Below are 25479 nucleotides of genomic sequence, written 5' to 3' on the forward strand. Positions count from 1 at the left end.
ATCAATATGAAAATTGGTGCCCGTATTTTAAAAACAGGGATTGCCATCACATTAGCGCTTATTCTCGCAAATAGTCTCAATTTATCTGCCCCGGTGTTCGCTGGAATTGCTGCAGTCTTTGCGATCCAACCTTCCATCTATCGGTCTTATTTATCGGTAATCGAGCAAGTTCAAGCCAATGTGATTGGTGCAATGTTTGCCATTATTTTTGTGCTTGTCTTTGGGAATGATCCTTTTATTATCGGATTAACTGCCATCCTTGTGATCGGTATTAATATTAAGCTGAAGATTGAAAATACCATTCCCGTTGCAATTGTAACGGTCATTGCGATTATGGAGAGCCCTGGAGAAGACTTTATCCAATTTGCTCTTCTCAGATTTTCGACCATTATGCTCGGTGTCTTATCAGCATTTATCGTTAATTTAGTCTTTCTTCCACCGAAATATGAAAAGAAATTATACAGCAAAATCGAAGAAATCACTGAATCCATCTTCAAATGGGTCCGCCTCAATACAAGGCAGGTCGTGGAGCATCATACCCTCAAAGGAGAGATTGAGGACATCAAGGATCAGCTGAACAAGCTTGATCAGTTGTACTTACTATATAAAGAGGAACGAATTTATTTCCAAAAATATAAAAAGGCAAAAGCACGAAAGCTCGTTTTATTCCGTCAAATGATTACATCTACTAAGTACTCACTTGAAACCTTAAAAAAACTACATCGCTGCGAAAACGAGCTACATCGCATGCCGATTGAATTTCAACAAACGCTCATTAAAGAGCTTGATGATATGATTCATTTTCACGAGCAGCTTAACCTTAAGGTACTAGGAAAAACAAAGATTCAGCAACCCACCCATGAAATAGTCAAAGACTTTGAATTTGATCGTAATGCCGTCATAGAGACATTCGTCAACCATCAGAGACTGTTAGATGAAAAATCTCAAAAAGACTGGTATCAACTACTCTCCCTCGTGTCTTCCATGATTGATTACTATGATCAATTACATCACTTAAACGTCTTAATCGACAGCTATCACAGCTACCACAAAGACGACGACCGCCTAGCCGGTCAACAAAAAAAAGGGCGTCCTTAAATTAGTGCTTTGCACTGATAGGACGCTTTTTTTAAGTCATTCATTTATCCTATTCTTTTGTTCCTATATTTAACCATTTTTATAAAAAGATGGTAGATTTAATTAAGTGGTAATTTGAGCTGTATATTGCGTTTCATCGTGTTAAATAATCCCCCTGCTTTTCGCTTGGCTGTTATAAATATTAGTAACAATAACAGAGTAAGATATCTTCTTCTAGATCCCTTTTTGGTAGCTTAAGACATAAATATAGCTTCTTTTTTATAGATTATTTTCTCAATATATGTTGTTTTTTATTTATAGATAACCTAGCAGCATGAATACACCGAGACTCCCGTGGGACGCGTGTATCCCCACAGGACGCGGAGTAGTGTATTCAGGTTGCGGCTTCAAAACTAAAAAAACCCTGTGCAACCACACGCACAGGGTTTTTCATTTCTATAGATTATAAGTACATTCCAACACCAGGTCCAAATGGAATTCCTAGTAAAGCAAATCCGATTAACATAATCACCCAAATCGTGTAGAAAATGATCGTGTACGGAAGCATTAATGAAATCAATGTTCCAAGACCCGCTTTCTTGTCATACTCTCTCATAAAGGCAAGAACAATCAGGATGTACGGATTAAGTGGTGTAATGATGTTTGTTGATGAATCCGCAATTCTATATGCTGCTTGAATAAATGCTGGATGATAATCAAGTAACATCAACATTGGTATGAAGATTGGTGCTTCAAGTGCCCATTGTGCTGATCCACTGAAGATGATCATATTTAAGAACGCTGAAAGCACTGAGAAACCAATAATAACCGGTAATCCAGTTAGATTCATAGATGTTAAGAAATCAGCTCCATTTACTGCTAACCAAGTACCAAGATTACTCCAGTTGAAATAAGCAATAAAGTTTGCCGCTGCAAAGATTAACACGATATAAGCTGACATATCCTTCATAGATTCAGACATGAACTTTGGAATGTCACTCTTAGATGTAATTTTCTTTGTTGTTACCCCAAATGTAACACCGACAACAATAAAGAAAAATAACACAATCGGAACAATTCCAGATAAGAATGGTGAAGGAATAATTCCACCCTCTTCGTTACGTAAAGGTGAATCTGGCCAGAATATACCTAGTAGAATAATTGCAATATAGATAAGACCTGCAATGGCACTGTTACGTAACCCTTTCGTTTCCAAAGGATTCGCTTGTTCCAATTCCTTCTTTACATCGCCTGTATATTTTCCTAATCTAGGCTCAACGAGTTTTTCCGTAATTAGCGCACCCACTATCGATAGAACAACAACTGACGCACTCATGAAGTACCAGTTATCAACCGGTGTAACAATGATATCTGGATTCACTGTTTTAGCAGCTTCTGTTGAAATCCCTGCCAATAAAGCGTCTGTTCCAGCTACTAGGAAGTTCGCTGTGAAACCAGCTCCAACTCCGGCAAATCCTGCTGCAAGACCTGCTAATGGATGGCGTCCTACTGTAAGGAAGACCATTGCTGCTAAAGGTGGAACTAGTACAAACGCCGCATCAGAAGCAATATTACCTAGAATACCAATAAATATAACTGCATAAGTAACAAGTGACTTCGGAGCATTTAAGATTGACTTCTTGATCGCCGTTTCTAATAATCCTACCTTATCTGCTAACCCAATACCAAGCATCATTGCAAGCACAAGTCCTAGTGGTGCAAAGCCAGTAAAGTTCGTTAACATCGATGATAAAATATACTGCAAGCCTTCTCCGGAAATTAAGCTCTTAATAGGAAGCTCTTCTCCTGTCCCCGGATGGACAACCGTTGTTCCAAAGCTACTAACTAGCCATGAAAGGAGCATTACAAATACCGCTAAATAAACAAATAAGAAAAATGGGTCTGGGAGCTTGTTACCGATTCGCTCAATTCCGTTTAAAAACCGTTCCATCCCCTTCTTAGATTTATTGGCTTTCACACTTGACTGCGGTTGAACCATTTTTTTCATCTCCTTTTCTTTTCGGAATTAGATTAACGGAATTATTCCTTTTTTATACCGTTAATTGGTATTATACAACATTTTTAGACACATTTCCTTAACAAATTTCAATTTTTTATAAAATTCTTATAATACTCTCTCCTTTAAATCTAGTTTATTGTTCAACCTAAAAAAATAGCCCAAAACTGGGCTATTTTCCTTGATTAAATTTCAATTCATAGATTTTCCTTGGTCGTCCTCGTTGACCTGATTCTTCCCCTTTGACAGAGGCAAGTCCAATTCGTTCCATTTCGGCAAGGATACGTCTTGCGTTCCTCTCCGTACTTTTTAACCAGCGAGCTAATTCAATCGAAGTAATTGCCTTCTGGCCGTAATGACTTGATAATGATTCAATCTTAGAAGCAAGTGATGGACTGATGCTGGCATCCTTGAACACCTTTTCCCATTCATCCCCTAAATGACGTCGTTGGTACGTAAGTAGCTCATTCTCCGCTACTAGCTCAATGACTTCCTTATCTTCCGTAATGGTGATCACTACACTACCTTGGTGAACTCTAGCGTGCTCAAAGGCGACTCTTACATTTTGCTCCGCTTCTAATACCGTCTTTCCATAACCCACGCCGACTCTAGCGTGAAGCTTACTATTTACATAGATTTTATCTAATTGGGTTTGGATCGAATTTTGTTTTAAGAATAAGTCCAATTCTCCTCTTGTCGTATAAATGTAATAAAGTCCATTTCCAATTTCGGCAAGAGAACCGTTTATTTTTTCAACAAAGCCTAAGAGCACTCGGTTAAGTTCAAGCTCTTGGTGCTTAATCTTAAAGGATAATTGCTGACCCTCTGATGAAGATGGATAGATGACCTCTATTCCCACAATCACGAGCTGGGATTTACGATACCAGCTTGTTTGTCCTCGTTCCTTAATAGATCCTAATACTCGGTGAGTCGATATTTCTGATTGGACGACACGATACGTTGGAACACCAAGCTTTTTGAGGGCTTGATAGACCGAATTAATACAGGTTATCGCTACATCAATTTTCTGCGCGTCATACAGATCCTTATGGAATTGAATAATATCCTCAGCTGGCATGTATCCAGGATAGGCGTTCGTATACATCGTTAAGTCATTCAGTGAAAATGACTCTTGTACATCCTCTATTTCATCCACCTGAATCGTATCAAAGCTTAAGCGATAGAGAATTCTTCCTTCCTTCACAAATGCCTCAAGTAATGTTCCGAGAAGACTTGAGCCTTGTAATGGTGTATAGCTCGCCTCTTCTTCAGTAATAACTCCCTTTGATAAGGCATAATAGTATGGTGCCTGACCAGAAAAGAACCATTGATCAATCCATTCCTTATTACGGCAAATGAGATCAACCGTTTCTTCTGTCCTCTCATATACATATGGGATCAGATTTAACTCTTTAAATTGTTGCCCTGCTTTCATAATCTGATAGACAGAATCTTCAGGACCTACTACTCCTACTCGAATTTGCATTCTTGTCACTCGCTTCCAATTCTAAAAAACTAGCAATGATACGGACACCCATTTCTAAATCCTCAATTGATGCATGCTCTGCAGGGTGATGACTCACCCCATCAAGGCAAGGAATAAAAATCAAGCCTGATGGCCATTTCTTTGCCATATTCATCACATCATGACCAGCTCCACTGTCGAGCTCATGATATGTTAGGTTTAATTCATCTCCAACCGTCTTTAGCTGTGCTGCTACGGTATCACTTAGTAATACAGAAGGATTATCTACTAGTTTATCTACTTGAATTGTAACATGAAATTCTTCTGCAAGCTCGATACACTTTTGGCGAATTTCTTGTTCCACTTCTTTTTTTAAGCTGTCATCTACACTACGAATATCAATTCCTAGTTCAACATTTCCTGGAATGACCGTTAATACATTAGGAAATGCTTCAATCTTACTTACAGTTGCCACCACTGGCTTAGTGTTGACCTGACTTTTTTGCAGGGCCGTTTCTGAAACAAAAGAGATGAGTGGTGCAATCGCAACTAGGGCATCCTGTCTCTTCGCCATCGGTGTCGTTCCTGTATGACCTGCTTTTCCCTCAACCGTTAACTTCAAGCGAATCGGACAAGCAACTCCATCCACAACTCCAAATTGCTTCTGGTGATCTTCAATCACAGTTCCTTGCTCAATATGAAGCTCTACAAAGCATTTGATTTCATCAGAACCACGTTCAGCCTGAGAGAAGTGCTCCCATTCAAACCCTAACGCTTCCACAGCATCCTTAATCGTCACACCCTCTGGATCAGCGACATCTCCAATCGCTAAATCTAGTAAACCTGACATCGCCTTACTTCCTAAAGTTGAGATTCCAAATCTAGACGATTCCTCACTGCGGAAATTAATGACCTCAATTGAATGCTTTGGTGTAAATCCTTTTTCTTTCAAAAGCTTAATCGCACCTAGAGCACAAAGGACCCCCGCTACTCCATCATAGCCACCACCACTTGCAACGGTATCGACATGAGAACCTGTTGCAACCGCAGGTAACTCAGGATTGCTACCCTCCCAACGAGCAATAACATTCCCCGCTTGATCTGTACGGAGAGAAAGTCCAAGCTCAGTTGCCACTCGTTTGAATACAGCAATCGACTCATTTTCAAGGACAGTATATCCTAATCTCGTAAATCCTTCAGGCTGATTCATTGTATCAACAAGGTTTAAGTCTAATAGGGTCGTTTCAAGCCACTGCTTCACCTGTTAGTTCCCTCCTTCATTTAATTCTAGAATCGTTCTAGCAAACGTATCAACAGCTGTTACTAATACTTTTTCGTCGTAATCAAAGCGTGGATGATGATGTCCTGCTGGTAATGGTGATGGGAAGAGCATAAAGGTTGCTAACCCGCCCTTATCTTGAACATGATTCACCATATAGGTTGCATCCTCAGAAGCCCCTAATGGAAGACAAGGAATCACATTGTTCACATAGCCACTCGTTTCACAAGCCTTAGAGACAATCTCTACCCACTCTTCATCACATGTCGCACTTGGTGCTTTCCCGACAATTTCATATTCTAGCTCGACATCAAATAGAGCTGCGCTCGCTTTTAAGATTCGTAATGCTTCAGTATTCATATATTCGTTCAAATCAGTCGTTTCACCGCGTGTTTCAATCTCCATTTTAGCAAGGTCTGCGATTATATTACGTCCGCTACCTGCATTAAGCTTTCCAATGTTCACTCTTGTGGCCCCGTCAGCATGTCTTGTAATTCCATTGAGATGAAGACTTGCAGAAGCAGCTGCTAAAAGCGCATTTCGACCAGCATTTGGTTCAAGTCCTGCATGAGCACTCTTCCCTTTGTAAGTTACATTAAATTTCGTGCTTGCAAAGAATTTAGAGGTTGTCGCAGAAATCTCACCGACAGGAAGGTTTTGAACACCAATATGCCCGCTCATGAACGCATCAATGTCATCTAACCAACCCTTTGCAACCATTGGCTTCGCACCTCTTCCACCTTCCTCTGCTGCTTGAAACAGAAGGGTGAAGCTGCCTGAGAGCTCTTCCTGAAAGTGGTGGATAAATTTCGCGACTCCAAGCCCAATTGTCGCATGACCATCATGACCACATGCATGCATGACACCGTCCCGAGTCGATCTAAATCCTGTTGCTGCTGGAGTATGTTCTTCATCACTTGCTTCAATAATCGGTAAAGCATCTATATCAAACCGAAGTGCGATGTTCTTACCAGGTCTTCCTGTATCAAATTGAGCAACAAGACCTGTGTGTCCACCAAGCATTTTTTCAAGAAATGCTTCTGGCACACCTTGCTTACGTGCACGTTCTTCATTTTCACGAAGCTCTTCTGGATGTGGCAAACCAACTCGTTCTGAACTCACCACAGCCTCTTTCCCCACTGTTGTCGTAAAGCCAAGCTCTCTTAACTCTTGGTCAAGCTTATACGTTGTAACATATTCAGTGAAGCCTAATTCTGGTTGCTCGTGAAGCTCACGTCTTTTCGTTGTAAGATAAGGAGTTAACATCTCAAGAAATTGATGTAACTTGTCTGCCATACTTACTCACCAGCCTTTTCATTTAATGTGTAGATAATATCTAACGCAGCCTGAGCCATCCCTTCTATCCCATAGGCCAACGCCTCTTCGTTAAAAATAAAACGCGGATCGTGCAATGGTTTTTGATTTTCTCCAACAGATGAACCTAACCAATAATAAGCACCAGGGTACTTCAATAAGAATCGTCCAAAGTCTTCTCCACCAAGAGAAGGTGATACCGCTGGAACACTTGATTCACCAAACTGATTAGCTAATGAATTCTTGATTACCTCTACCCACTCTGGTGTATTCACAGTTGCAGGATAACCATCCATATATTCGATTTCAACCCCAGCATCCATCGCTTCAGTCACACCTTCAACAATCGAGAAGAATCTTGATTTCACTTTTCCTTTCACTTCATTTGAGAGAGTACGAACCGTTCCTTCAAGTGTCACTTGGTCTGCCACAACATTATGACGAACTCCACCTTCAATTTTTCCAATCGTAATGACAGCAGAATCAATCGGATCCACGTTTCGACTAACAATCGTTTGCAATGCTGTGATAACTTGGTTTGCGACAATGATGGCATCAATCGTTTGATGTGGCATACTCGCATGTCCACCAGATCCATTAATCACAATTCGAAATTTATCTGAATTTCCCATCATTGGACCAGGAAGGATCCCGAATTGTCCAACTGGAAGGTCTGGCCACACGTGTTGTCCGATCATGACATCTGGCTTGTAGTCATCAAAGACACCATCCTCCATCATTTGCTGTGCTCCACCTTTTGGAGAATCTTCTTCTGCAGGTTGGAATACAAGAAGCACCGTTCCTTCCATCTCTTCTCTTACTTGATTAAGAAGAATTCCGGCACCTAACAGCATCGCGTTATGGGCATCATGGCCACATGCATGCATCTTACCTTCTACTTTTGAGGAAAATGGTAAATCGGTCTTTTCTGTAATCGGTAGAGCATCAATATCAGCTCTTAAAGCTACAGTTTTCCCTGGTTTTCCACCTTGAATGATTCCTAGAACACCAGTGTCTGCAAATCCAGTTTTATAGGGGATCCCATTAAGCGTTAATTGTTCTTGAATTCGCTTTGATGTTTCCACTTCTTCTCCACTCAATTCAGGCTGTTCATGTAACTCTCTTCGATACTGCTTGATGTAATCTACTATATTACTTACTTTTCCTTTAATGCTAATCTTCATTATTTCGCTTCCTTTCAACTAAGCCAAACCTATGCTGCTATTCAAAATTGATCATTATATTTAAGGAAAACTTCCCTTTTAGTTCCGTTAATGATTAGTATAATACAAATTTACATAAATTTCATGTTATTTTCAAAACTTTCTCAAAAATCATCCAAAAAACTAGATGCTCACACATCTAGTTCCTTGGTTTATTCTAATTGTTGTACTTGGAACAAATCATAGTAATGACCTTTTTTGTTCATTAATTCTTCATGGCTTCCGACTTCAATGATTTTTCCATGCTCAATCATCACAATTCGATTAGCATGTGTAATCGTTGAAAGTCGATGGGCCACAATGAAGGTCGTACGGTTTTCAGCTAGCTTCTCTAACGCGATCTGAATGATATGCTCACTCTCTAAATCTAATGCAGAGGTCGCTTCATCTAGTACAAGCAGTGGTGGATTCTTTAAGAACACACGAGCAATCGCAATCCGCTGCTTCTGTCCACCTGAGAGCTTCACACCTCTTTCGCCTACCTCCGTATCATACCCCTTCGGTAGCTGCATGATAAAATCATGAGCATTGGCAGCCATCGCAGCTGCAGTAATCTCCTCATCAGTCGCATCAGGCTTTCCTATCAAGATATTCTCTTTTATGGATTCACTGAAAAGAAACGGATCCTGAAGCACCATTCCGATTTTGTCTCGAAGACTTCTTGCCTTGAACTGCCTTATATCCGTCCCATCAATTAGAATTCTACCGCCTGTTACATCATAAAAGCGCGGAATCAAGCTCACTAAGCTCGACTTTCCTCCACCACTCATCCCAACTAAGGCAATCGTTTCTCCTTTATCGACATGCAGATGGATGTCACGGAGGACCTCTTGTTCATCCTCATTATACTTAAATGACACATGGTCAAAGGTGACATTCCCTTCAATTGACGGACATTCAATCGCATCCTTCTTATCCTTGATATCATATTTCTCATCAATGAATTCAAAGACACGGTCCATCGAAGCTAGAGCCTGTGTCATCGTTGTTGACGAATTGATTAAGCGTCTTAATGGATTATACAAACGATCGATGAAGGCAATGAAAGCAACCATAGTCCCTACTGTTAAGTCTTCTTGAACCACTTTCAAACCGGCATAACCTATAACTAGTAATGGCGCTACATCCGTAATCGTATTCACAACTGCAAAGGTCTTCGCATTCCAATTGGTATGATCCAATGCCTTTGTTAGAAATTTATGATTCGTCTGATTGAATTTCTTTTGCTCTTCATCTTCAATCGCAAAGCTTCTGATAACAGGAATCCCTTGTACTCTCTCGTGTAAAAACCCTTGTACCTCTGCCAATGCCTGTGAGCGATCTCTCGTCAGCTTCCGTAATCGGGAATAAAAATACTTCACTGAAATTCCGTAGAATGGGAATAGCAAGATCGATACAATCGTCAAAGGAATATCCATTGCAAACATAAATCCTAGTACAATAAAAATCGTGATGACATCTAACCAAAGATTCATTAATCCTGTAATGACAAAGTTTTTTGTTTGCTCCACATCATTAATGACCCTTGATATAATTTCTCCCGCTCTTGTATTGGCATAATATTTTAAGCTTAGCTTCTGTATATGAGTATACAGCTGATCTCTAATATCGAATAAAATCTTCGTACCGACCCACTGTGCAAAATATTGGCGATAATACTCAATTGGTGGTCGTAATACGATAAAAATAAATAGCATAATCCCCATAACAATCATTAATTTAGATGTTTTATCATCTGCTGTTAACACGTTATTCCCAATAATATCATCGACCACGTATTTCAATAGAAGAGGGATCAATAATGGAATTCCAAATTTAAAAATCCCGATGATAATCGTTCCAATGATTTGTAGCCGATAAGGCTTAACAAATTTCATATACCTCTTAATACTGTCCAGAATAAAACCTCCATTGTGCATAAGTCTCTGTAGTTACGAATGAAAGAAACCTGTTGTTATGAACAACAGGTGATTAAGTGAAGAGACCTTATTGACGATATGTTAAATATCTTTCATACCAGATATCAATGAAATCTGGGGCAAAAGGGCCTTTTCGTTGGCGAATCCATTGAATGAGCTTGTCCACATTATCCTTCAAGATTCCATCAATCACTTCAGGATAGTTCATTTCCACTCGATGTCTTTCATATTCATCTTCATCTAATAAAATAAATGTCATATCCGGAAATACCTTAATATCTAAATCATAATCAATGTATTTTAATGCTTCATCATCCCAGATAAATGGAGAGCTAATATTGCAATAATAATACACTCCGTCCTCACGTATCATTGCAATGATATTAAACCAATATTGAGAATGAAAATAACAAATGGCAGGCTCCCTCGTAATCCAGGTTCTCCCATCGGACTCTGTTACGATTGTTCGATCATTTCCCCCGATGACTAAGCCATGTGTCCCCTTCAAAACGGTTGTTTCTTCCCATATACGATGGATTTTACCGTTATGCTTATAGCTATGTATTTGAATTCTGTCTCCTTCCATGGGAACACCCATGCTCTCTCCCCTTCTTTCTATCTGGACGCTTTGTCAGCTAGCGTTTAGTCAACAAAGATTGACCTCTTTTCTACTATTATAACGGTTCAGTCCATAATTTAAAACAAATGAGCCATCAGTTTTCTGATGACTCATAAAAAATACATTTTTTATAACGAGAGAAAACTCACATGAACTTACCTGGAGTGATTAAAATCAAACGGTATATGTAATTTAGTTATGCAATGGGCTGGACCTTACTTTGATAGGATTTAACAACTTCTTCTGTTTGTCTTTCAAACATTTGATGAATGACCTTCAGTTCTATTTTCATCTTCATTATTTCCTCTTGAATCGATTGAAGCTCAGTTTCTCTTTCTAAGGCTTGAAGCTCTTCTTCTAACTCCTGGCATCGTTCAATTTCTGATTGAATAAATAGAAGCTTATCCATTGTTTTTAATTGCTCACTAACAAGCTCTTCAAAGTGATTCATAGACGTTCTCCTTCCAGTAATAAATACATTAAATAAGCCATTGAAGAGTATTTCGTGAAGGACCCGCTAATTCCTTTGACTTAATCTGTTGACATATAAGAAGTTTTGTCGAGAGGAGAAAAAACGCACTAAAAAACACTCCCTACGTATGAAGGGAGTGCTTTGTTCAATTATGAGTTTTGACCTTTGTTTTGTTGAGATTGTTGGTTTTGACGTCTAACTTCTTGTGCATTTGTTTCGCTAGCGAATTCAGTACCGAATTGACCAGCGCCACCTTGTGCAGAGTTAGCGTTTTGTTGTCTCACTTGTTGTACGTTAGTACCAGATTGTGTTCTCTTTGCCATTGTAATCACCTCCACGAAAATTAATTTGTCCAAGAGGTGAGTTGATTATCCTAAAAAGTTTTTAGTTTTTTTGTGAATATTTTATTAAGTACTGGCATAGGTGAAAACAGGATCTTAAACTAAGGCTGTTTTCGTATAGATTGTTGCTTTTAATACCCGCAGCCTGAATACACGGAGACTCCCGTGTATTCAGGCTAGTAGAAATCTCATTCTCAATAATTCATCTCAAAACAACAACAAACTTTGAGAAAACAGCCTAAACTAATAGTGATCTTCCTCCATCAACGATTAGCGTTTGTCCTCTAATCATTGAAGCTTGATCAGAAATCAGGAACAGAACTGCATTCACTAAATCCTCTGGCTCAACCATTCTTCCAGCAGGTGTTAATTTCTTTGCATCCTCAAGAAGTTCTTCTCTGTTTGGAAAATGCTTCAATGCATCAGTATCAACCGCTCCACCTGAAACCGCATTGACATTAATATTCTTTGAAGCAAGCTCAACTGCCAAATATCTTGTTAATGCTTCGACTGCCGCCTTTGATACACCTACAGTTGTATAATTTTCTAAATAGCGAATCGATCCAAGAGAGCTTAAGCTGATGATGTTTCCTCCCCCATTTTTCTCCATGCGTTTTGCTGCTTCTTGTGCACAGAAAAGGAGCGCTTTACTATTAATATCCATTGTCCAGTCCCAATGTGTTTCTTCAAGCTCCATCGCTGGTCGTAATACACCTGATGCTGCATTGTTAATAAATACATCTAGTCGACCGAATGCTGCGTCTACTTCCTGGAATAACTCTTTGATTTTTTCAATTTTGCCTACATTGGCTTTGACAACGATCGCTTTTCTGCCAAGTGCTTCAATCTCGGCTGCTGTTTCTAATGCCGCTGTCTTACTTCTCGCATAATTGACGACAATATCATACCCGTTTTCTGCAAGTCTGAGCGCAATTGCTTTTCCTATTCCTCGACTACTTCCTGTTACTAATGCTACTTTGTTTGCCATTATGAACAACTCCTTCTATTTCCTTATCAATCGTGATAAATTTTTCTTGTAATGGATAAGCTTATTGTATCAGAAACTAAGTAAGAGAGATAACTAAGGAGGAAAAAAGGATGTATACTGGTCGTGATATGACGGAGCTGTCCATGATTTCCAAGCATGAATGGACAGATGCTGAGCTTGAATTTCATCATCGTTCATTGCAGCAAATGGTACCTTATTTAAATGTGGAGGGTCAAACGATTCACCGTAGCATTGTTGAAGAAATTGAAGCACGTGGAGGACTAAAACAAATGGAAGAAGTGAATTACTCACAAGGTATAGATACAGATGATATCTTTTTTTAACTATTAGGGACGGTTCTCATGCTTCTTCTTCATATTATTATATGAAGAAGCACAAGAACCGTCCCCACTCCACCCAATTAGTCTTTCAAGAAAGCTTTTAATATGTTTTGATGTGAGACTGGAAAGGCTAGTTCGTTTAAGTCCGTCAACGATAAGGTTTTCAAATCTTCACGCTCGGAAACTTCAGTCTTGATGGTTCCTTTATAAACTGTAATATTCCACACTATATGCGAGAAGACATGTTGAATGGTTGTGAAAGCTCCACCTAGATCTACATCCACCTCGTATTCTTTTTCTAGAAATTGCTTCAAGGTTTCTTTCGGTGACTGATAATCAGGCTGAGATTCTACATTTGGGAATTCCCAAAGATTTGCGAGCAACCCCTTATTTGGTCTTTTATGAACCAATAACTTTTCATTTTCATCAACTAGGACGGCTGCAACCATTGATAATGGTTTTGGCGCTTTTTTCTTACTCTTCACAGGAAGCTCTGCTTGAACTCCCTCTTCAAAAGCCTTACAATGCTCCCGAACCGGACAAAGTAGACAAGAAGGACTTGTAGGCGTACAAATTAATGCACCTAACTCCATCAGAGCTTGATTAAAATAGGACGGATTCTCAATAGAAATGGCCTCTCGAACAATCTCTTCAAATAGCACCCTTGTCTTACTCTTTGCGATATCTTCCCAAATCGAACAAATTCTCGAGAATACTCTCATGACATTCCCATCAACAGCAGGCTCAGGGATTCCATAGGCAATACTTAAGATCGCACCAGTTGTATACGGACCCACACCTTTTAATGATGAAATCTCCTTAGGCGTGTTAGGAACCACTCCTTTATACTGCTCGTGAACCTCCTTAACAGCTGACTGAAGATTTCTGACTCTTGAATAATAGCCCAAACCCTCCCATGCTTTGAGCACTTCCTCTTCCTTGGCTGAAGCAAGTGCCTCAATTGTTGGAAATTTCTCTATAAACCGGGTAAAATATGGAATAACCGTATCTACTCTTGTTTGTTGTAGCATGATTTCAGAAACCCAAATTTTATAAGGATCCCTGTCCTCACGCCAAGGGAGACTCCTCATCTCTTCTTCGAACCAGCTTATTAAATCATGTTGAAATTCAGTTTTATCAAAATGTAGTAGGTTATTATTACCGTTGTTGTTAGACATATTTGCTCCCCCAAGTTGTTAAACTATGATTAAAGTGGATATATATATATTGATGAGCACTTTTTTTACACCCTATTTTTATAAAAATCAGTTAAAAAACCTAGTCACTCTCAACTAATTTTTCATATCAAATAAATATCTGTCGTTTTACATTATCTTAAAAATATTTTTCCGAAATTCTCAATATAATCCGGTTATATAGATTTGTTTCTTTTTTAAGGAGGTTTATTTATTGGATACTGGTACACATGTTGTTATGGGACTTGCTTTAGGTGGCATCGCTACCTTAGATCCTGTTGTGGCGATGGACCCTATAACAGCAAAGAGCATTGTCATCGGAACATTAATTGGATCACAAGCTCCTGACCTTGATACCGCACTAAAATTAAGAAATAATGCGAAATATATACGAAATCACCGTGGAATCACACATTCCATTCCAGCTGTTTTACTTTGGCCAATCCTTATAACAGGAGGAATCTACTTCTTTTTACCTGAAGTGAGTTTACTTCATTTATGGATGTGGACATTTATTGCAGTCATCCTACACGTATTTGTCGATATCTTCAACGCCTATGGAACACAAGCATTAAGGCCCTTTTCAAAAAAATGGATTGCATTAGGTGTAATCAATACCTTCGACCCGTTTATTTTCTTCATGCATATCGTTGGATTAATTATTTGGGGATACGGAGCACATCCTGGCTACACGTTTTTATTGATTTATGGAGTGTTAATCGTTTATTATTTACTCCGTTTTGCCGCTCGACGAAAAGTGCATAATCACATTTTGGAAAAAATACCGGAAGCAACTGAAATCATTATTTCTCCAACATTTAGGTTTCACAATTGGCATGTCGCTGTTACAACTAACACACACTTTTATGTGGCAAAATCAAAGGATCATGAGATCACCATTCACGATGTCTTTGAGAAATGTCCTATTCCAGATACACCGGTTATAAACAAAGCTCGAAAAGACGAAAACATTTCGGCATTCTTGTCTTTCTCCCCTGTCTACCGTTGGGAAGTGGACGAATATACTGACCACTATGAGGTTCGTTTCATTGATCTTCGTTATCGTAGTAAGGGATATTATCCTTTTGTGGCAATTGTTCAGCTTGACCAGGATCTGAACATCATTAGCTCATATACTGGATGGATCTTCAGTGAAGAAAAACTCCGACGAAAGCTAGAGCTCTTACCAAGTTAAAGGTTGACTCATATAACAGTGTCTCTTACTGTCATATGAGTCAACCTATTTTAATAAGTGCTTATATTTAGGGTTTTTTGCAACAAATTCATGTAGGTTCTCTCCGTAATTCTCAATCATTTGTCTTACGATTTTTTCAGTTAATTGTCTTCCTTGATACTCGTATCCGGCCTTTGCATAAGTTGTTTCAAAATCATCCCACAGCAGCTCGACCCATACTTGTGCTTGCTCATATGAAAGCTGTTTGTTTTTTTCTAATAGTAGCTCGATTAATCCCTCTTGTTCCATAATTATCACCTTCTTTACCAGAATTTCACGGACGTACATTCTACATAACAAATAGAAATAACCTCATACTATAAATACGTGTTTGAAAGTGGCATTGACCCTTTCCTTACACGACTATTTATGCTTTTTTAGGAGGTTTTTATTCGTATGAGAAATAAAGATCGTGGTTTCCCAAATCAAAACAGTCAAAAGTTTGAAGGAGAACCAAGAGCAAAAGCAGAATATGCCTCAAAAAGAGCAAATGGTACCATTAATACTCATCCTCAGGAACGTATGAGAGCCTCTGGTGAGCGTCACGATTTTTAACACTCACTTCTCTTCACTTTGAAGCTGACGAGATTTCGTCAGCTTTTCTTTATAAGCAAGGAAATGGGTAGTGCCTCTTCATGATCAGGCGAATCCACTCTACTTCCCCATGCAAAAATCCCATTCATATAATCAATTTTAAATAGAGACTCAGGGTCTTCTACAATTTCATATACCTCACCTGGATGAAACGTTGTAGGGTCTAGTAAATAGGCCTTTGCCATCGCAATTTTGCGTTCAAGCACTGCAAATTCATTCACAATCCCAAGCTGCTCCGCTTTCCTAGCTTTCTCAGTTAATACAGCAATCTCTTGCTTTAATTCATATTCCTTCATCTGACTATAACGTTTCTCCTGCATTTGCATACGATCCTCTCTGTTAGATCTAATTACATTATTATAATAAACACCAGTTGAAAAAGAAAAGGCTATATTTTCAAAGTGTGTTTTTTAGCAGACTGAATACACGAAGACTCCCGTGAGATGCGTGTCAAAAGTGAGACCCCGCAATGAGGAGGCTCACCAGACACCCCACAGGACGCGGAGTATATTCAGGCTGCGGTTCAACAATTCATAACGATTATTTATGTGATTGCATTCAGTCAAACATTTCTTCTTTAAGATGGTCCATGTAGCGTTCAATTTGATCCAGGGTAAATCCCTTACGATAAAGAGCTTGCTTCATTTTCTGTTCAAAAACGTAGCCTTCAAATTTTTGATATTTCTTAAACGCCTTTTCCCCTTGATATTTCAGCGCTTCCCACTCAGTGTCCTCATCAACTGAGTCTTCAATGCCTTTTATGACCTGCTCAATAATATTCCAAGTGAACCCTTTACGAATGAGGGCTTGTTCGATTTTTTGTTTTTGCTCAAGTGGCGATACTTTTGTGTTTTTGGTAGCCAGCTTTTCAGTGATGCTTCTTGCAGCCGTAACCTGTAGTTCTTCTTCATATTCCTCTAGACTCGTTTGGATAATGTGTTTGGCAATTCCTTTATCTTCTAACTCTCTTTTAATCACTTCTGGGCCTTTAACTGTTGTCCTTATTTGAGTTCTTACATAAGCAGTAGCAAACTCTTCATCATTTATATAGTTATACTCGGCAAGCTTATGAAGAATTTCCTGGATGATTGGTGTGTCTAGCTCTTTCTTCTTTAAATGATCAACGACCTCTTTTTCGGATCTCATTCTATAAGAAAGAAATTGAATCGCAGTGTTTGTCCCTTTTTTTACCTCGTCATCAAATTTGATTTCACTCATGTCTAATTCATCAAGTTCGAGGCCTTTTTTTAAATTAAATTTAATCAGTACATTTTGATCGACGCTAAATGCATATTCTGCTTTGCCGTTTTTATCAAGAAAGATATTGTACCGCTCTTTATTTTTCTGTTGTGTTGTTATTTTTGCGATAACTGCCATTTCGTCACCTTCTTTTTTTCGTACGTTTTCCACCTGAAATTTCATCTAATTGTATTAGTCAGACAGAAAGTAAAGTAAACTGAAGTATATACTTGTATGTATTGATTATATACGAAATGCGTCGTGATTTTTAGGAAAACATTTTGAATGGGGGAGTCAGATGTTTATCGCAATTGCAGGTGGAACTGGTTTCATTGGGTCAGCTCTAACAACACATTTTTTACAGCATGGACATACGGTTTATATTTTTTCTAGAGGCAACAGTGAAACGTCAGATCACCCTAACTTAATTTATGTGAAATGGTTGGGTCCTGATGACCACCCGGAAAACCAAATCGATCGACTTGATGTGTTTATTAATCTGGCTGGTGAATCGATTAATAGTGGCAGGTGGACGACCGAACGCAAAGCAAGAATTATGGAGACGAGAATTGTTGCTACGAACGCTGTGATTGATTTGCTGCGTCATTTACCTAATAAGCCTTCTCTCTTAATTAATGCCAGCGCAATCGGGATTTACGGCACGTCACTAAATGAGACTTTTGACGAGCAAACAACGACATACGGGAATGATTTTTTAGCTGAGACTGTCGTTGCTTGGGAAGCACATGCGAAGAAAGCAGAAGATCTCGGTATTCGAGTTGCATTTGTGAGGTTTGGTATCGTGTTAGATAAGCATGGTGGCGCACTTCCCAAAATGGTTATGCCATATCGCTTCATGGTTGGTGGGAATGTTGGTTCAGGTGAGCAATGGCTCTCATGGATCCATATCGACGATGTTGTAAGAAGCATCCAATTCATCATTACTGAACAGCTTTCAGGTCCTTTTAACATCACTGCCCCTACTCCCGAGAAGATGGAGTCATTTGGAAAATCCATCGGAAGAAATGCAAACAAGCCTCATTGGATCCCAGTTCCTTCTTTTGCCTTAAAAATACTTCTTGGTGAAATGAGCACCCTAGTTTTAGAAGGACAAAGAGTCCTACCGAAAAGGTTGATGGATAGCGGTTTTCAGTTTAAATATGAGAAGTTAGATGAGGCTCTAAAAAGCATTCTAGGATGAACATTCGACATGAATCTACAGTATGTTGTAGATTCGTCGAAAATCGTAAAAAAGTTTCAATATTTTCCTTAAAAAATTTACAAAAAAGTAGTATCTTTTTCGTTTTCTTTCGAGTAATATACGTAGAGTAACTATAAAAAAATAATATACTTAAATAAATCCAGCAGCGATGATGTTGTTGTATATATTTAGGGAAGGCAAATGGTGCGCCACCAGTGATCACTGGTTCTAGTGGGTTCGATTCCCACCCCGAAATTTTTTTTAACACTAAAAAATTTCGAGGTGGGACGACGTCACGAGTCTGTCCTCGAGTTGGAGGGGATTTTGATGCTGAAAAAACGTGATCTACAAGATTGTCAGGCTCTTTATGAGTTGATGGTGCACCCAGAGGTCTTCCCTTTTGTGCGTCATAAAGCATATTCTTATGAGGAATTTCTATTTTTAACGAAACAAACCATCGAAGCTGAAGAGCGTGGTGAATTGATTTCACGTACCATTTTAGACGAATGGGGCTCTCCAATTGGAACAATTAATTTATTTGATATTCAAGATCAAGCAGGATTCCTAGGAACGTGGTTAGGCAAGCCATATCACGGAAAAGGATACAATAAGCCTGCAAAGGACGCTTTCTTTAATGAGCTGTTCTATGAATTATCGATTCAAACAATTTTTATGAGAATCCGCAAAATCAACACGCGTTCCCAGATGGCTGCTGAAAAATTACCGTACGTCACTCTTGCTAATGAGACACGTTCATCATTACTTCAAGAAATTAACGGTGGTCAAGACATCTATAACTTATATGAAGTATCAAAGGATTTATACACATTACACACACTCCGCACAGGTCTTACTGTGGTGGAAGAAGATAACCATTTAAAAGAGGCTTAGTATAGAGAGGTACCCCAATGGTATGCCTCTTTTTTGTGGTTTGAAAATGAAGATTATGGACAAAATAGAAATAAATACTTGAAAGCGAGGAATCCCTAATGAAAGAAAAACGTCGCGATAAATCGAAAAGTACATTAAGCAGCTCACAAGAGGTTACCTATTCAAGAGAATTTAAAATGGCAGATCGCGCTGGTGGATACACTGAAAAGAGATCAAGATAAATACGAAAATACTTCCACTTATGAATCCTATTCAAACGTGACAATCTAGATATGAAGGTTTAACTTCGCGATATTATCTAGAGGAGGAGTTCAACAATGGGAAGAGCACAAGGACATAAAACGAGAGATAAAAACAAAGCTAAATTACCACAGGTTCCAAAGAACATGAAATCTGATGGTATTGATGTAGAGTATTCTGCAGAGCTTGCTGACCATGACGATTTAGAAGCACAAGCAAGATCAAAGGCTGCTGATGCTCGTGTAAAGAATAGTAAAAAATAAATATCCACAATTGACGATGATCCTAACTGAGACTTTCTCTGTTAGAATCATCTTTTTTTGTGGATAATTCAGATGTTTTCCGCAATTTATCCCCAATCGCATTCCTATCTATAGGTTGTGCACAACTTTATCCACAATAATGTGGATATTGTGAATAACATCGGATAACTCTTATTTTGTCAGTTGCTCAGAATTTTCTTACTTATCCAGATGGAGTTGTGGATAATGTTGATAAGTTGGATAATGTCATTGATGACGATAATTTGGTGTGTGCATAACATTTCAGTAGATAAGGCCGTTAGTGATTCTGGGCACCCATGCTCCCTACGGTCACTCTTTCGGGACCTTTCTTTGGGGCGCTAGTGTCCTCTTCATCTCTTCGACCTACATTTTGGGGTGCTTACTTTGCACGACTAGTGCCCTCATCAGCAACCCAACCCGCACTTCAGGTACTTACTTCGCACAACTAGTGCCCTCATCAACAACCCTACCTCCATCAGGTACTTACTTCGCACGACTAGTGCCGTCATCAACAACCCAACCTCCACTTCAGGTACTTACTTCGCACGACTAGTGCCCCCAACACCAACCCAACCTCCACTTCAGGTACTTACTTCCCGTGACTAGTGTCTCCATCATGCATACTACCTCCACTTCAGGTACTTACTTCGCGCGACTAGTGCCCTCATCAACCCGAACGTCCCCACTTCAGGTACTTACTTCGCACGACTAGTGCCCCCAACACCACTCCTACCTCCACTTCAGGTACTTACTTCACACGACTAGTGCCCTCATCACCAACCCAACCTCCACTTCAGGTACTTACTTCGCACGACTAGTGCCCCCAACACCAACCCAACCTCCACTTCAGGTACTTACTTCGCACAACTAGTGCCGTCATCAACAACCCAACCTCCACTTCAGGTACTTACTTCGCACAACTAGTGCCCCCAACACCAACCCAACCTCCACTTCAGCTACTTACACCACTCACTCACCCGCCCAACTCACATCCCCCAAAAAGCATAAGAACCGTCCCAATTTACCCATTCCACCAAGTTCCCTCCACCACATGTTTCACGCCCAAGGGCTATCTTACATAGGATAGACAGAGTATGTTCATTTTTGTATGTATATGCTTTTTATTCTTACTACTTTATTAGGAGGAAAATAATGAGATATACGATAACAAGAGATTATATTCGAAAAGGTAACGCACGATCTGGGGACCGAATTTCTAAAGTGCGTTTCATCGTTAGTCATGATACTGGAAATCCAGGTTCAACAGCATATAATAATCGAAATTATTTTGACCGTAGTCAGCCTTCCGCTTCAGCTCATACGTTTATCGATGATAAATATATTTTAGAAATTATTCCATTAAACGAAAAGGCGTGGCATGTGAGATATGATCAGCCTGTAGATAATCGTTTATTTGGCGCAGATTCCAATGATGCTGCAATTGGGGTTGAACTTTGTCATGGAGGTTCAATAGATTTCAATGAAGCCTATAAGCGATATGTTTGGTATCATGCTTATTTATGTGATCGCTTTGACCTCAATCCTAGAGAACACATTGTTGCTCATAGTAGACTCGACCCTAACAGAAGAAGTGATCCACAAAACGCATTAACTCCAAGGGGAATTACTTGGAATAAATTCATTTCAGATGTTGTCTCATCTCTTGCAAACGACTTCAAAGGAACGAGTAAAGTTTCTTCAGCAGCACCAGCTTCTACTGTAGAGCCAATCCCGCAAGTTAAGGGTGTGTCAGTAAGCCTCCCATTGAAAAAAGGAGATAACGGACAATTTGTGAAAGAGGTTCAACAGGATTTAATCAGAGCTGGCATCCGTCTCCCTCGTTTCGGTGCTGATGGTGATTTTGGGGATGAAACTGAAAAAGGTGTAAGAGAATTTCAAAGAAAGCACGGATTAAGCGTTGATGGGTTAGTTGGAACACAAACCTTAAGTAAGCTCGACGAAGTCATTAAAGCTAAAAAAACAACGACAAGCATTAAGCTCCCTTCAGGTACGCTTAGAAGAGGTGACCGTGGTGAAAATGTGCGTAAGGTTCAACAAGCACTCAAACAGCTTAACTTTAATCCAGGTACTGTTGATGGTGTCTATGGTGCACGAACGCAAGACGCAGTAAGGAGATTTCAATCCACATTTGCAGCCTTAACAAATGATGGAGTATATGGACCTAACACAAGAAGTTATATGGAAAGACAATTAAGTAAATAACAAGCCTGACAGTTCACACTTTCGTAATAGAAGTGTGAACTTTTTTTGACTTCACAATTTATCTATTGCATTTTTACAAATCTCTTTAATATTCTTCAGTTTTATGGTAATCTGAAAATATTCAGAATAATGTTCGGATCAACATAGGAGGAGATTCATTTGCTACGATTTTCTATTTCATTCATAATGGGGTTTGTCCTAATTGTTCTCGAGTCTATGATTGTCATGAAGCTAAAAGGCTATTCTGGCATTGATTTAAGCAATATCCAACTAATGGTTGGGGTGTATGCAATGAATTTCTTTCTTGTATTCTGTATTTTAACAGATGTAAAAAGATGGCTTGAGAAACAAGAGGAAACGACTACACAATTAGATAATTAATTCTTTCAATCAAAACGTAAGTTCACGCTTACGTTTTTCTTTTTCTCTAGGATAAATTCGTGAAAATTGTTACTATTTAATTAATATCCAAAACCAACATTAAAAGGAGCATCTTACATATGATACATAAGCTAGGATTAGAAGAAAGTTATTTCCACGGTTCTTTCAGCAAAGATTATCAGCCCATCTTAACAGTTTCTTCCGGCGATACGGTCCAATTAACAACCCTTGATATTCAATGGGGCTATTCTCCATCTCCAGATCAAAAAATCAAGAAATATCAATCTAGAGAAAAAGAAGGCAAGCCTGGCCATCCAATCCTTGGACCAATCGCCGTCAAAGAAGCAAAGCCAGGCATGGTGCTAGAGGTTAGAATTAATGACCTTGTGCCAGGCTGGTATGGTCGTAACTGGGCTGGTGGTGTGTCAAACTGGCAAAATGACAAACTAGGACTTTCCGATGCAAAACGAGTTCAGCTAGATTGGGAGCTAAATGCGAAAACCATGACAGGAAGCTGCTCCATTGGTGAACGCACATTTCAAGTTGGTCTAGATCCATTTATCGGGCTCATGGGTGTTGCTCCTGGAGAAGATGGGGTACACTCAACTCCCCCACCTCGTTATTGTGGAGGAAATATAGACTGTAAAGAGCTAGGTCGTGGAAGCAGCTTGTTCCTACCTATTTCTGTAGAAGGAGCATTATTCTCAATTGGAGATGGACATGCCCTGCAAGGAGATGGTGAAGTTTCTGGTACAGCGATTGAATGTCCACTTGATTTAGTTGACTTAACACTTACAGTTAGAGATGACCTCACTCTAACAATGCCAAGAGCTTGGACACCTTCTAGCTGGATTACATTTGGCTTTAATGAGGACCTAAATGAAGCAACCGCTGTTGCTCTAGACCAAATGGTGGAGCTCATTGCTGAATTACACCAGATTGAAAAAGCAGAAGCTTTAGCACTAGCGAGCGTAGCTGTAGATTTAAGAATTACACAGGTTGTTAACGGAGTGAAAGGTGTACATGCCGTCTTACCGCATGGGGCTATTCGCTAAAACTACAAAAAAAGCAAGAGCACCCGCTCTTGCTTTTTCTATTTCACAAACTATATAAATAACAACAAACTTAACGCCATCACGGCCATTCCAGCGATTAGTCCATAAATCGGTAAATGTGTTTCATCATATTTCTTCGCCGCTGGCAGTAATTCATCTAATGAAATAAAGACCATGATTCCCGCTACAGCTGCGAAAATAATGCCGAACATTACATCATTCAAGTATGGCATTAACACTAAGTAAGCAACAATCGCTCCTAAAGGCTCTGACAATCCAGATAAAAATGACAGCTTAAATGCCTTTTTCTTATCACCTGTCGCAAAGTAAATTGGCACAGATACTGCAATCCCCTCTGGAATATTATGAATCGCAATAGCAACGGCAATCGCAATACCAAGAGTTGGATCTTGTAGGGCTGCAGTAAAGGTAGCAATACCTTCCGGGAAATTATGAATCGCGATCGCTAATGCTGTGAATGTCCCCATTTTTAACAAAGCTGGGTCAACAGCTGGGGCTCCCCCCTTCATCTCTTCAACCTTCTTGATTTCATGCGGATTCCCTTGCTTTGGAATAAATTTATCAATCATCGCAATTAACAGCATACCACCAAAAAAGCCAATCGCAGTCATCCAATGTCCAAATTCCCCGAGCGACGATACTAGTGCATCCTGAGCCTTAACAAAAATCTCAACCATCGATACATAAATCATTACCCCAGCCGAAAACCCTAATGCGACCGAAAGGAATTTCGTATTTGTTCTTGAAGTAAAAAATGCTAATAAGCTACCAATCCCTGTAGCAAGACCTGCTAATAAAGTCAGACCAAATGCAAATAACAAATTTTCAGCCATGCTTCTCTCTCCTTTTAAAAAGTTCCAAATTTATATTTACATTGTTATTTACTTTTTCATCTCTTACTATTATGAGTAAAATGTTCTCATTTGTAGATTCACTACTACAATGTTTTCCTCTGCCACGAATGTTTCCCCAGGGAAACATTCGGGTAAAAAAATAGTTTATTTACCAATATGCTATGCTATCCATTTTGTGAATATTATCAAAAAAGAAAAATTTTAACTTATACCTAATTTATGGGGGAATCAAGTTTTTGTCAATCATTTTTTTCAATTGTGTTACTATGTTGTTCTAATGCTTATTTTCAACTATACTTTAAAGTAAAGGTTTAGATGTAAGGGGACAAATAATGAAAACAACACCCAGTATGGAAGATTATATTGAACAAATTTACATTTTAATTAAGAAAAAGGGCTATGCTCGGGTTTCAGATATCGCTGACAACCTATCTGTCCTTCCTTCATCTGTGACAAAAATGGTGCAAAAGTTAGATGAAGATGACTACTTAATATATGAGAAATATAGAGGACTGAAGCTTACTCCTAAAGGGGAAAAGCTTGGGCATCGATTAGTGTATCGTCATGATTTATTGGAGCAATTTCTTGAAATCATTGGTGTGAAGAACGAGAATATTTACAATGATGTTGAAGGTATTGAGCATCATCTAAGCTGGGACGCTATTGATCGAATTGGTGACTTAGTCCAATACTTTAACGACGATGAAACCCGAATTGATGAATTGCGTAAATTAAATTGCAAAGAGAATTAAATGATTTAATCAAAAAAACCTGATGAATAATTCTAAGTAGTTCCGATAAGGTGGAGAAAATCCAAAATCAATGGTTAAATAACATACGAAATAGCAATACACATAACAATGTAAATTGCACACAAAAAAGCTTGAGGAAATTCAAGCGTTTTTTCACATTAAAGTGGAATGTTGCATTAATGCTCCTATTTGTTGAAGGGGGCAAATCAATTTTTGCTAAAGAACGTCCCTGACTTATTAAATAAAATGTCTTGTCCTT

At 39.1% G+C, this 25479-nt stretch carries 27 protein-coding genes and 1 pseudogene; 13 read left to right on the forward strand and 15 right to left on the reverse strand.

The window, feature by feature from the left end; all coding sequences use genetic code 11:
* The first annotated feature begins 6 nt into the window (after positions 1 to 6).
* Positions 7 to 1098: an aromatic acid exporter family protein gene (locus tag F7888_RS19955; protein WP_191782713.1), complete on the forward strand. Its 1092-nt coding sequence runs from the start codon at positions 7 to 9 to the stop codon at positions 1096 to 1098.
* 442 nt (positions 1099 to 1540) lie between these two features.
* On the opposite strand, the gene F7888_RS19960 is transcribed toward F7888_RS19955, so the two are convergent.
* The 10 genes from F7888_RS19960 to fabL all read right to left on the reverse strand — a co-directional run bounded on the left by F7888_RS19960 (position 1541) and on the right by fabL (position 12717).
* The gene (locus F7888_RS19960; protein WP_412096021.1) at positions 1541 to 3085 is read right to left on the reverse strand and encodes an AbgT family transporter; all 1545 of its coding nucleotides are present in this window, start codon (positions 3083 to 3085) and stop codon (positions 1541 to 1543) included.
* A 181-nt stretch (positions 3086 to 3266) separates the two neighbouring features.
* Entirely contained in the window at positions 3267 to 4580 is a 1314-nt protein-coding gene (locus F7888_RS19965; protein WP_191782717.1) for a helix-turn-helix domain-containing protein, read from the reverse strand.
* Positions 4549 to 5820 carry a M20 family metallo-hydrolase gene (locus F7888_RS19970; RefSeq protein ID WP_318246330.1) on the reverse strand — a complete coding sequence of 424 codons (1272 nt, stop codon included), beginning with the start codon at positions 5818 to 5820 and terminating at the stop codon, positions 4549 to 4551. Before F7888_RS19970 ends, F7888_RS19965 begins: the two co-directional genes overlap by 32 nt.
* 3 nt (positions 5821 to 5823) lie before the next feature.
* On the reverse strand, positions 5824 to 7134 hold the full coding sequence (locus tag F7888_RS19975) for an amidohydrolase (protein WP_191782719.1): 1311 nt from the start codon (positions 7132 to 7134) through the stop codon (positions 5824 to 5826).
* A 2-nt stretch (positions 7135 to 7136) separates the two neighbouring features.
* Positions 7137 to 8336: a M20 metallopeptidase family protein gene (locus F7888_RS19980; RefSeq protein ID WP_191782721.1), complete on the reverse strand. Its 1200-nt coding sequence runs from the start codon at positions 8334 to 8336 to the stop codon at positions 7137 to 7139.
* A gap of 191 nt (positions 8337 to 8527) precedes the next feature.
* Positions 8528 to 10273 (reverse strand): ABC transporter ATP-binding protein, encoded by a 1746-nt coding sequence (locus F7888_RS19985; RefSeq protein WP_412096022.1) that lies wholly within the window; start codon positions 10271 to 10273, stop codon positions 8528 to 8530.
* Between the two features lie 88 nt (positions 10274 to 10361).
* Positions 10362 to 10892 carry a nucleoside tri-diphosphate phosphatase gene (gene ntdP / locus F7888_RS19990; RefSeq protein ID WP_191782725.1) on the reverse strand — a complete coding sequence of 177 codons (531 nt, stop codon included), beginning with the start codon at positions 10890 to 10892 and terminating at the stop codon, positions 10362 to 10364.
* A gap of 217 nt (positions 10893 to 11109) precedes the next feature.
* The gene (locus F7888_RS19995) at positions 11110 to 11364 is read right to left on the reverse strand and encodes a YgaB family protein (protein ID WP_191782727.1); all 255 of its coding nucleotides are present in this window, start codon (positions 11362 to 11364) and stop codon (positions 11110 to 11112) included.
* A gap of 170 nt (positions 11365 to 11534) precedes the next feature.
* Positions 11535 to 11708, reverse strand: coding sequence for a gamma-type small acid-soluble spore protein (locus F7888_RS20000; RefSeq protein ID WP_191782729.1), 174 nt, complete (start codon positions 11706 to 11708; stop codon positions 11535 to 11537).
* Between the two features lie 256 nt (positions 11709 to 11964).
* The gene (gene fabL / locus F7888_RS20005; RefSeq protein ID WP_191782766.1) at positions 11965 to 12717 is read right to left on the reverse strand and encodes an enoyl-[acyl-carrier-protein] reductase FabL; all 753 of its coding nucleotides are present in this window, start codon (positions 12715 to 12717) and stop codon (positions 11965 to 11967) included.
* 107 nt (positions 12718 to 12824) lie between these two features.
* On the opposite strand from fabL, the gene F7888_RS20010 reads away from it, so the two are divergent.
* Entirely contained in the window at positions 12825 to 13058 is a 234-nt protein-coding gene (locus F7888_RS20010) for a cytosolic protein (RefSeq protein ID WP_191782731.1), read from the forward strand.
* A gap of 77 nt (positions 13059 to 13135) precedes the next feature.
* Here F7888_RS20010 and mutY read toward each other — a convergent pair whose 3' ends face one another.
* Entirely contained in the window at positions 13136 to 14233 is a 1098-nt protein-coding gene (mutY, locus tag F7888_RS20015; protein WP_191782733.1) for an A/G-specific adenine glycosylase, read from the reverse strand.
* 232 nt (positions 14234 to 14465) lie between these two features.
* On the opposite strand from mutY, the gene F7888_RS20020 reads away from it, so the two are divergent.
* Entirely contained in the window at positions 14466 to 15446 is a 981-nt protein-coding gene (locus F7888_RS20020; protein WP_191782735.1) for a metal-dependent hydrolase, read from the forward strand.
* 45 nt (positions 15447 to 15491) lie between these two features.
* Here F7888_RS20020 and F7888_RS20025 read toward each other — a convergent pair whose 3' ends face one another.
* Positions 15492 to 15734: a YfhJ family protein gene (locus tag F7888_RS20025; RefSeq protein WP_191782737.1), complete on the reverse strand. Its 243-nt coding sequence runs from the start codon at positions 15732 to 15734 to the stop codon at positions 15492 to 15494.
* 147 nt (positions 15735 to 15881) lie between these two features.
* Here F7888_RS20025 and F7888_RS20030 point away from each other — a divergent pair, with 147 nt between their 5' ends.
* Entirely contained in the window at positions 15882 to 16040 is a 159-nt protein-coding gene (locus F7888_RS20030; RefSeq protein WP_090858046.1) for a small, acid-soluble spore protein K, read from the forward strand.
* Between the two features lie 38 nt (positions 16041 to 16078).
* Here the strand turns inward: F7888_RS20030 and F7888_RS20035 are convergent, their stop codons facing one another.
* Together F7888_RS20035 and recX are read right to left on the reverse strand one after the other, a co-directional pair.
* The gene (locus tag F7888_RS20035; RefSeq protein ID WP_191782739.1) at positions 16079 to 16399 is read right to left on the reverse strand and encodes a YfhH family protein; all 321 of its coding nucleotides are present in this window, start codon (positions 16397 to 16399) and stop codon (positions 16079 to 16081) included.
* Positions 16400 to 16637: 238 nt separating this feature from the next.
* Positions 16638 to 17456 carry a recombination regulator RecX gene (recX, locus tag F7888_RS20040; protein ID WP_191782741.1) on the reverse strand — a complete coding sequence of 273 codons (819 nt, stop codon included), beginning with the start codon at positions 17454 to 17456 and terminating at the stop codon, positions 16638 to 16640.
* A gap of 160 nt (positions 17457 to 17616) precedes the next feature.
* Between recX and F7888_RS20045 the strand changes: the two genes are divergently transcribed.
* The 8 genes and pseudogenes from F7888_RS20045 (at position 17617) to F7888_RS20075 (ending at position 23593) form a co-directional block, all read left to right on the forward strand.
* On the forward strand, positions 17617 to 18519 hold the full coding sequence (locus F7888_RS20045) for a TIGR01777 family oxidoreductase (protein WP_191782743.1): 903 nt from the start codon (positions 17617 to 17619) through the stop codon (positions 18517 to 18519).
* 327 nt (positions 18520 to 18846) lie between these two features.
* Entirely contained in the window at positions 18847 to 19410 is a 564-nt protein-coding gene (locus F7888_RS20050; protein WP_191782745.1) for a GNAT family N-acetyltransferase, read from the forward strand.
* Positions 19411 to 19508: 98 nt separating this feature from the next.
* Positions 19509 to 19631, forward strand: coding sequence for a YfhE family protein (locus tag F7888_RS20055; RefSeq protein WP_191782747.1), 123 nt, complete (start codon positions 19509 to 19511; stop codon positions 19629 to 19631).
* A 96-nt stretch (positions 19632 to 19727) separates the two neighbouring features.
* Positions 19728 to 19913, forward strand: a complete 186-nt coding sequence (locus F7888_RS20060) for a YfhD family protein (protein WP_191782749.1) — start codon at positions 19728 to 19730, stop codon at positions 19911 to 19913.
* Between the two features lie 1170 nt (positions 19914 to 21083).
* Positions 21084 to 21587, forward strand: a pseudogene (locus tag F7888_RS22740) (peptidoglycan recognition protein family protein); the annotation flags it as partial.
* 138 nt (positions 21588 to 21725) lie between these two features.
* On the forward strand, positions 21726 to 22157 hold the full coding sequence (locus F7888_RS22745; protein WP_318246331.1) for a peptidoglycan-binding domain-containing protein: 432 nt from the start codon (positions 21726 to 21728) through the stop codon (positions 22155 to 22157).
* A gap of 159 nt (positions 22158 to 22316) precedes the next feature.
* Entirely contained in the window at positions 22317 to 22538 is a 222-nt protein-coding gene (locus F7888_RS20070) for a hypothetical protein (RefSeq protein WP_191782752.1), read from the forward strand.
* Between the two features lie 119 nt (positions 22539 to 22657).
* Entirely contained in the window at positions 22658 to 23593 is a 936-nt protein-coding gene (locus F7888_RS20075) for an acetamidase/formamidase family protein (protein WP_191782754.1), read from the forward strand.
* Positions 23594 to 23643: 50 nt separating this feature from the next.
* On the opposite strand, the gene zupT is transcribed toward F7888_RS20075, so the two are convergent.
* Positions 23644 to 24447, reverse strand: coding sequence for a zinc transporter ZupT (gene zupT, locus F7888_RS20080; protein ID WP_191782756.1), 804 nt, complete (start codon positions 24445 to 24447; stop codon positions 23644 to 23646).
* A 353-nt stretch (positions 24448 to 24800) separates the two neighbouring features.
* Here zupT and mntR point away from each other — a divergent pair, with 353 nt between their 5' ends.
* Complete coding sequence (mntR, locus tag F7888_RS20085) at positions 24801 to 25220, forward strand: transcriptional regulator MntR (RefSeq protein ID WP_191782758.1); 420 nt, start codon at positions 24801 to 24803, stop codon at positions 25218 to 25220.
* Positions 25221 to 25479 lie beyond the last annotated feature (259 nt).

Source organism: Litchfieldia stipae (genome assembly GCF_014837155.1).
GTDB lineage: Bacteria > Bacillota > Bacilli > Bacillales > Bacillaceae_L > Litchfieldia.

What these genes read in the sequence shown, in the direction of transcription:
- zupT (WP_191782756.1), bottom strand. Translation starts at nt 24,447, where the DNA reads ATGGCTGAAAATTTGTTATTTGCATTTGGTCTGACTTTATTAGCAGGT.
- F7888_RS20000 (WP_191782729.1), bottom strand. Translation starts at nt 11,708, where the DNA reads ATGGCAAAGAGAACACAATCTGGTACTAACGTACAACAAGTGAGACAA.
- F7888_RS19980 (WP_191782721.1), bottom strand. Translation starts at nt 8,336, where the DNA reads ATGAAGATTAGCATTAAAGGAAAAGTAAGTAATATAGTAGATTACATC.
- F7888_RS20060 (WP_191782749.1), top strand. Translation starts at nt 19,728, where the DNA reads ATGGGAAGAGCACAAGGACATAAAACGAGAGATAAAAACAAAGCTAAA.
- F7888_RS20035 (WP_191782739.1), bottom strand. Translation starts at nt 16,399, where the DNA reads ATGCAGGAGAAACGTTATAGTCAGATGAAGGAATATGAATTAAAGCAA.
- F7888_RS19955 (WP_191782713.1), top strand. Translation starts at nt 7, where the DNA reads ATGAAAATTGGTGCCCGTATTTTAAAAACAGGGATTGCCATCACATTA.
- F7888_RS19965 (WP_191782717.1), bottom strand. Translation starts at nt 4,580, where the DNA reads ATGCAAATTCGAGTAGGAGTAGTAGGTCCTGAAGATTCTGTCTATCAG.
- F7888_RS20010 (WP_191782731.1), top strand. Translation starts at nt 12,825, where the DNA reads ATGTATACTGGTCGTGATATGACGGAGCTGTCCATGATTTCCAAGCAT.
- F7888_RS19960 (WP_412096021.1), bottom strand. Translation starts at nt 3,085, where the DNA reads ATGAAAAAAATGGTTCAACCGCAGTCAAGTGTGAAAGCCAATAAATCT.
- F7888_RS20045 (WP_191782743.1), top strand. Translation starts at nt 17,617, where the DNA reads ATGTTTATCGCAATTGCAGGTGGAACTGGTTTCATTGGGTCAGCTCTA.
- F7888_RS20030 (WP_090858046.1), top strand. Translation starts at nt 15,882, where the DNA reads ATGAGAAATAAAGATCGTGGTTTCCCAAATCAAAACAGTCAAAAGTTT.
- mutY (WP_191782733.1), bottom strand. Translation starts at nt 14,233, where the DNA reads ATGTCTAACAACAACGGTAATAATAACCTACTACATTTTGATAAAACT.
- F7888_RS19975 (WP_191782719.1), bottom strand. Translation starts at nt 7,134, where the DNA reads ATGGCAGACAAGTTACATCAATTTCTTGAGATGTTAACTCCTTATCTT.
- F7888_RS19995 (WP_191782727.1), bottom strand. Translation starts at nt 11,364, where the DNA reads ATGAATCACTTTGAAGAGCTTGTTAGTGAGCAATTAAAAACAATGGAT.
- mntR (WP_191782758.1), top strand. Translation starts at nt 24,801, where the DNA reads ATGAAAACAACACCCAGTATGGAAGATTATATTGAACAAATTTACATT.
- recX (WP_191782741.1), bottom strand. Translation starts at nt 17,456, where the DNA reads ATGGCAGTTATCGCAAAAATAACAACACAACAGAAAAATAAAGAGCGG.
- F7888_RS20025 (WP_191782737.1), bottom strand. Translation starts at nt 15,734, where the DNA reads ATGGAACAAGAGGGATTAATCGAGCTACTATTAGAAAAAAACAAACAG.
- F7888_RS20050 (WP_191782745.1), top strand. Translation starts at nt 18,847, where the DNA reads ATGCTGAAAAAACGTGATCTACAAGATTGTCAGGCTCTTTATGAGTTG.
- F7888_RS20055 (WP_191782747.1), top strand. Translation starts at nt 19,509, where the DNA reads ATGAAAGAAAAACGTCGCGATAAATCGAAAAGTACATTAAGCAGCTCA.
- ntdP (WP_191782725.1), bottom strand. Translation starts at nt 10,892, where the DNA reads ATGGGTGTTCCCATGGAAGGAGACAGAATTCAAATACATAGCTATAAG.
- F7888_RS20075 (WP_191782754.1), top strand. Translation starts at nt 22,658, where the DNA reads ATGATACATAAGCTAGGATTAGAAGAAAGTTATTTCCACGGTTCTTTC.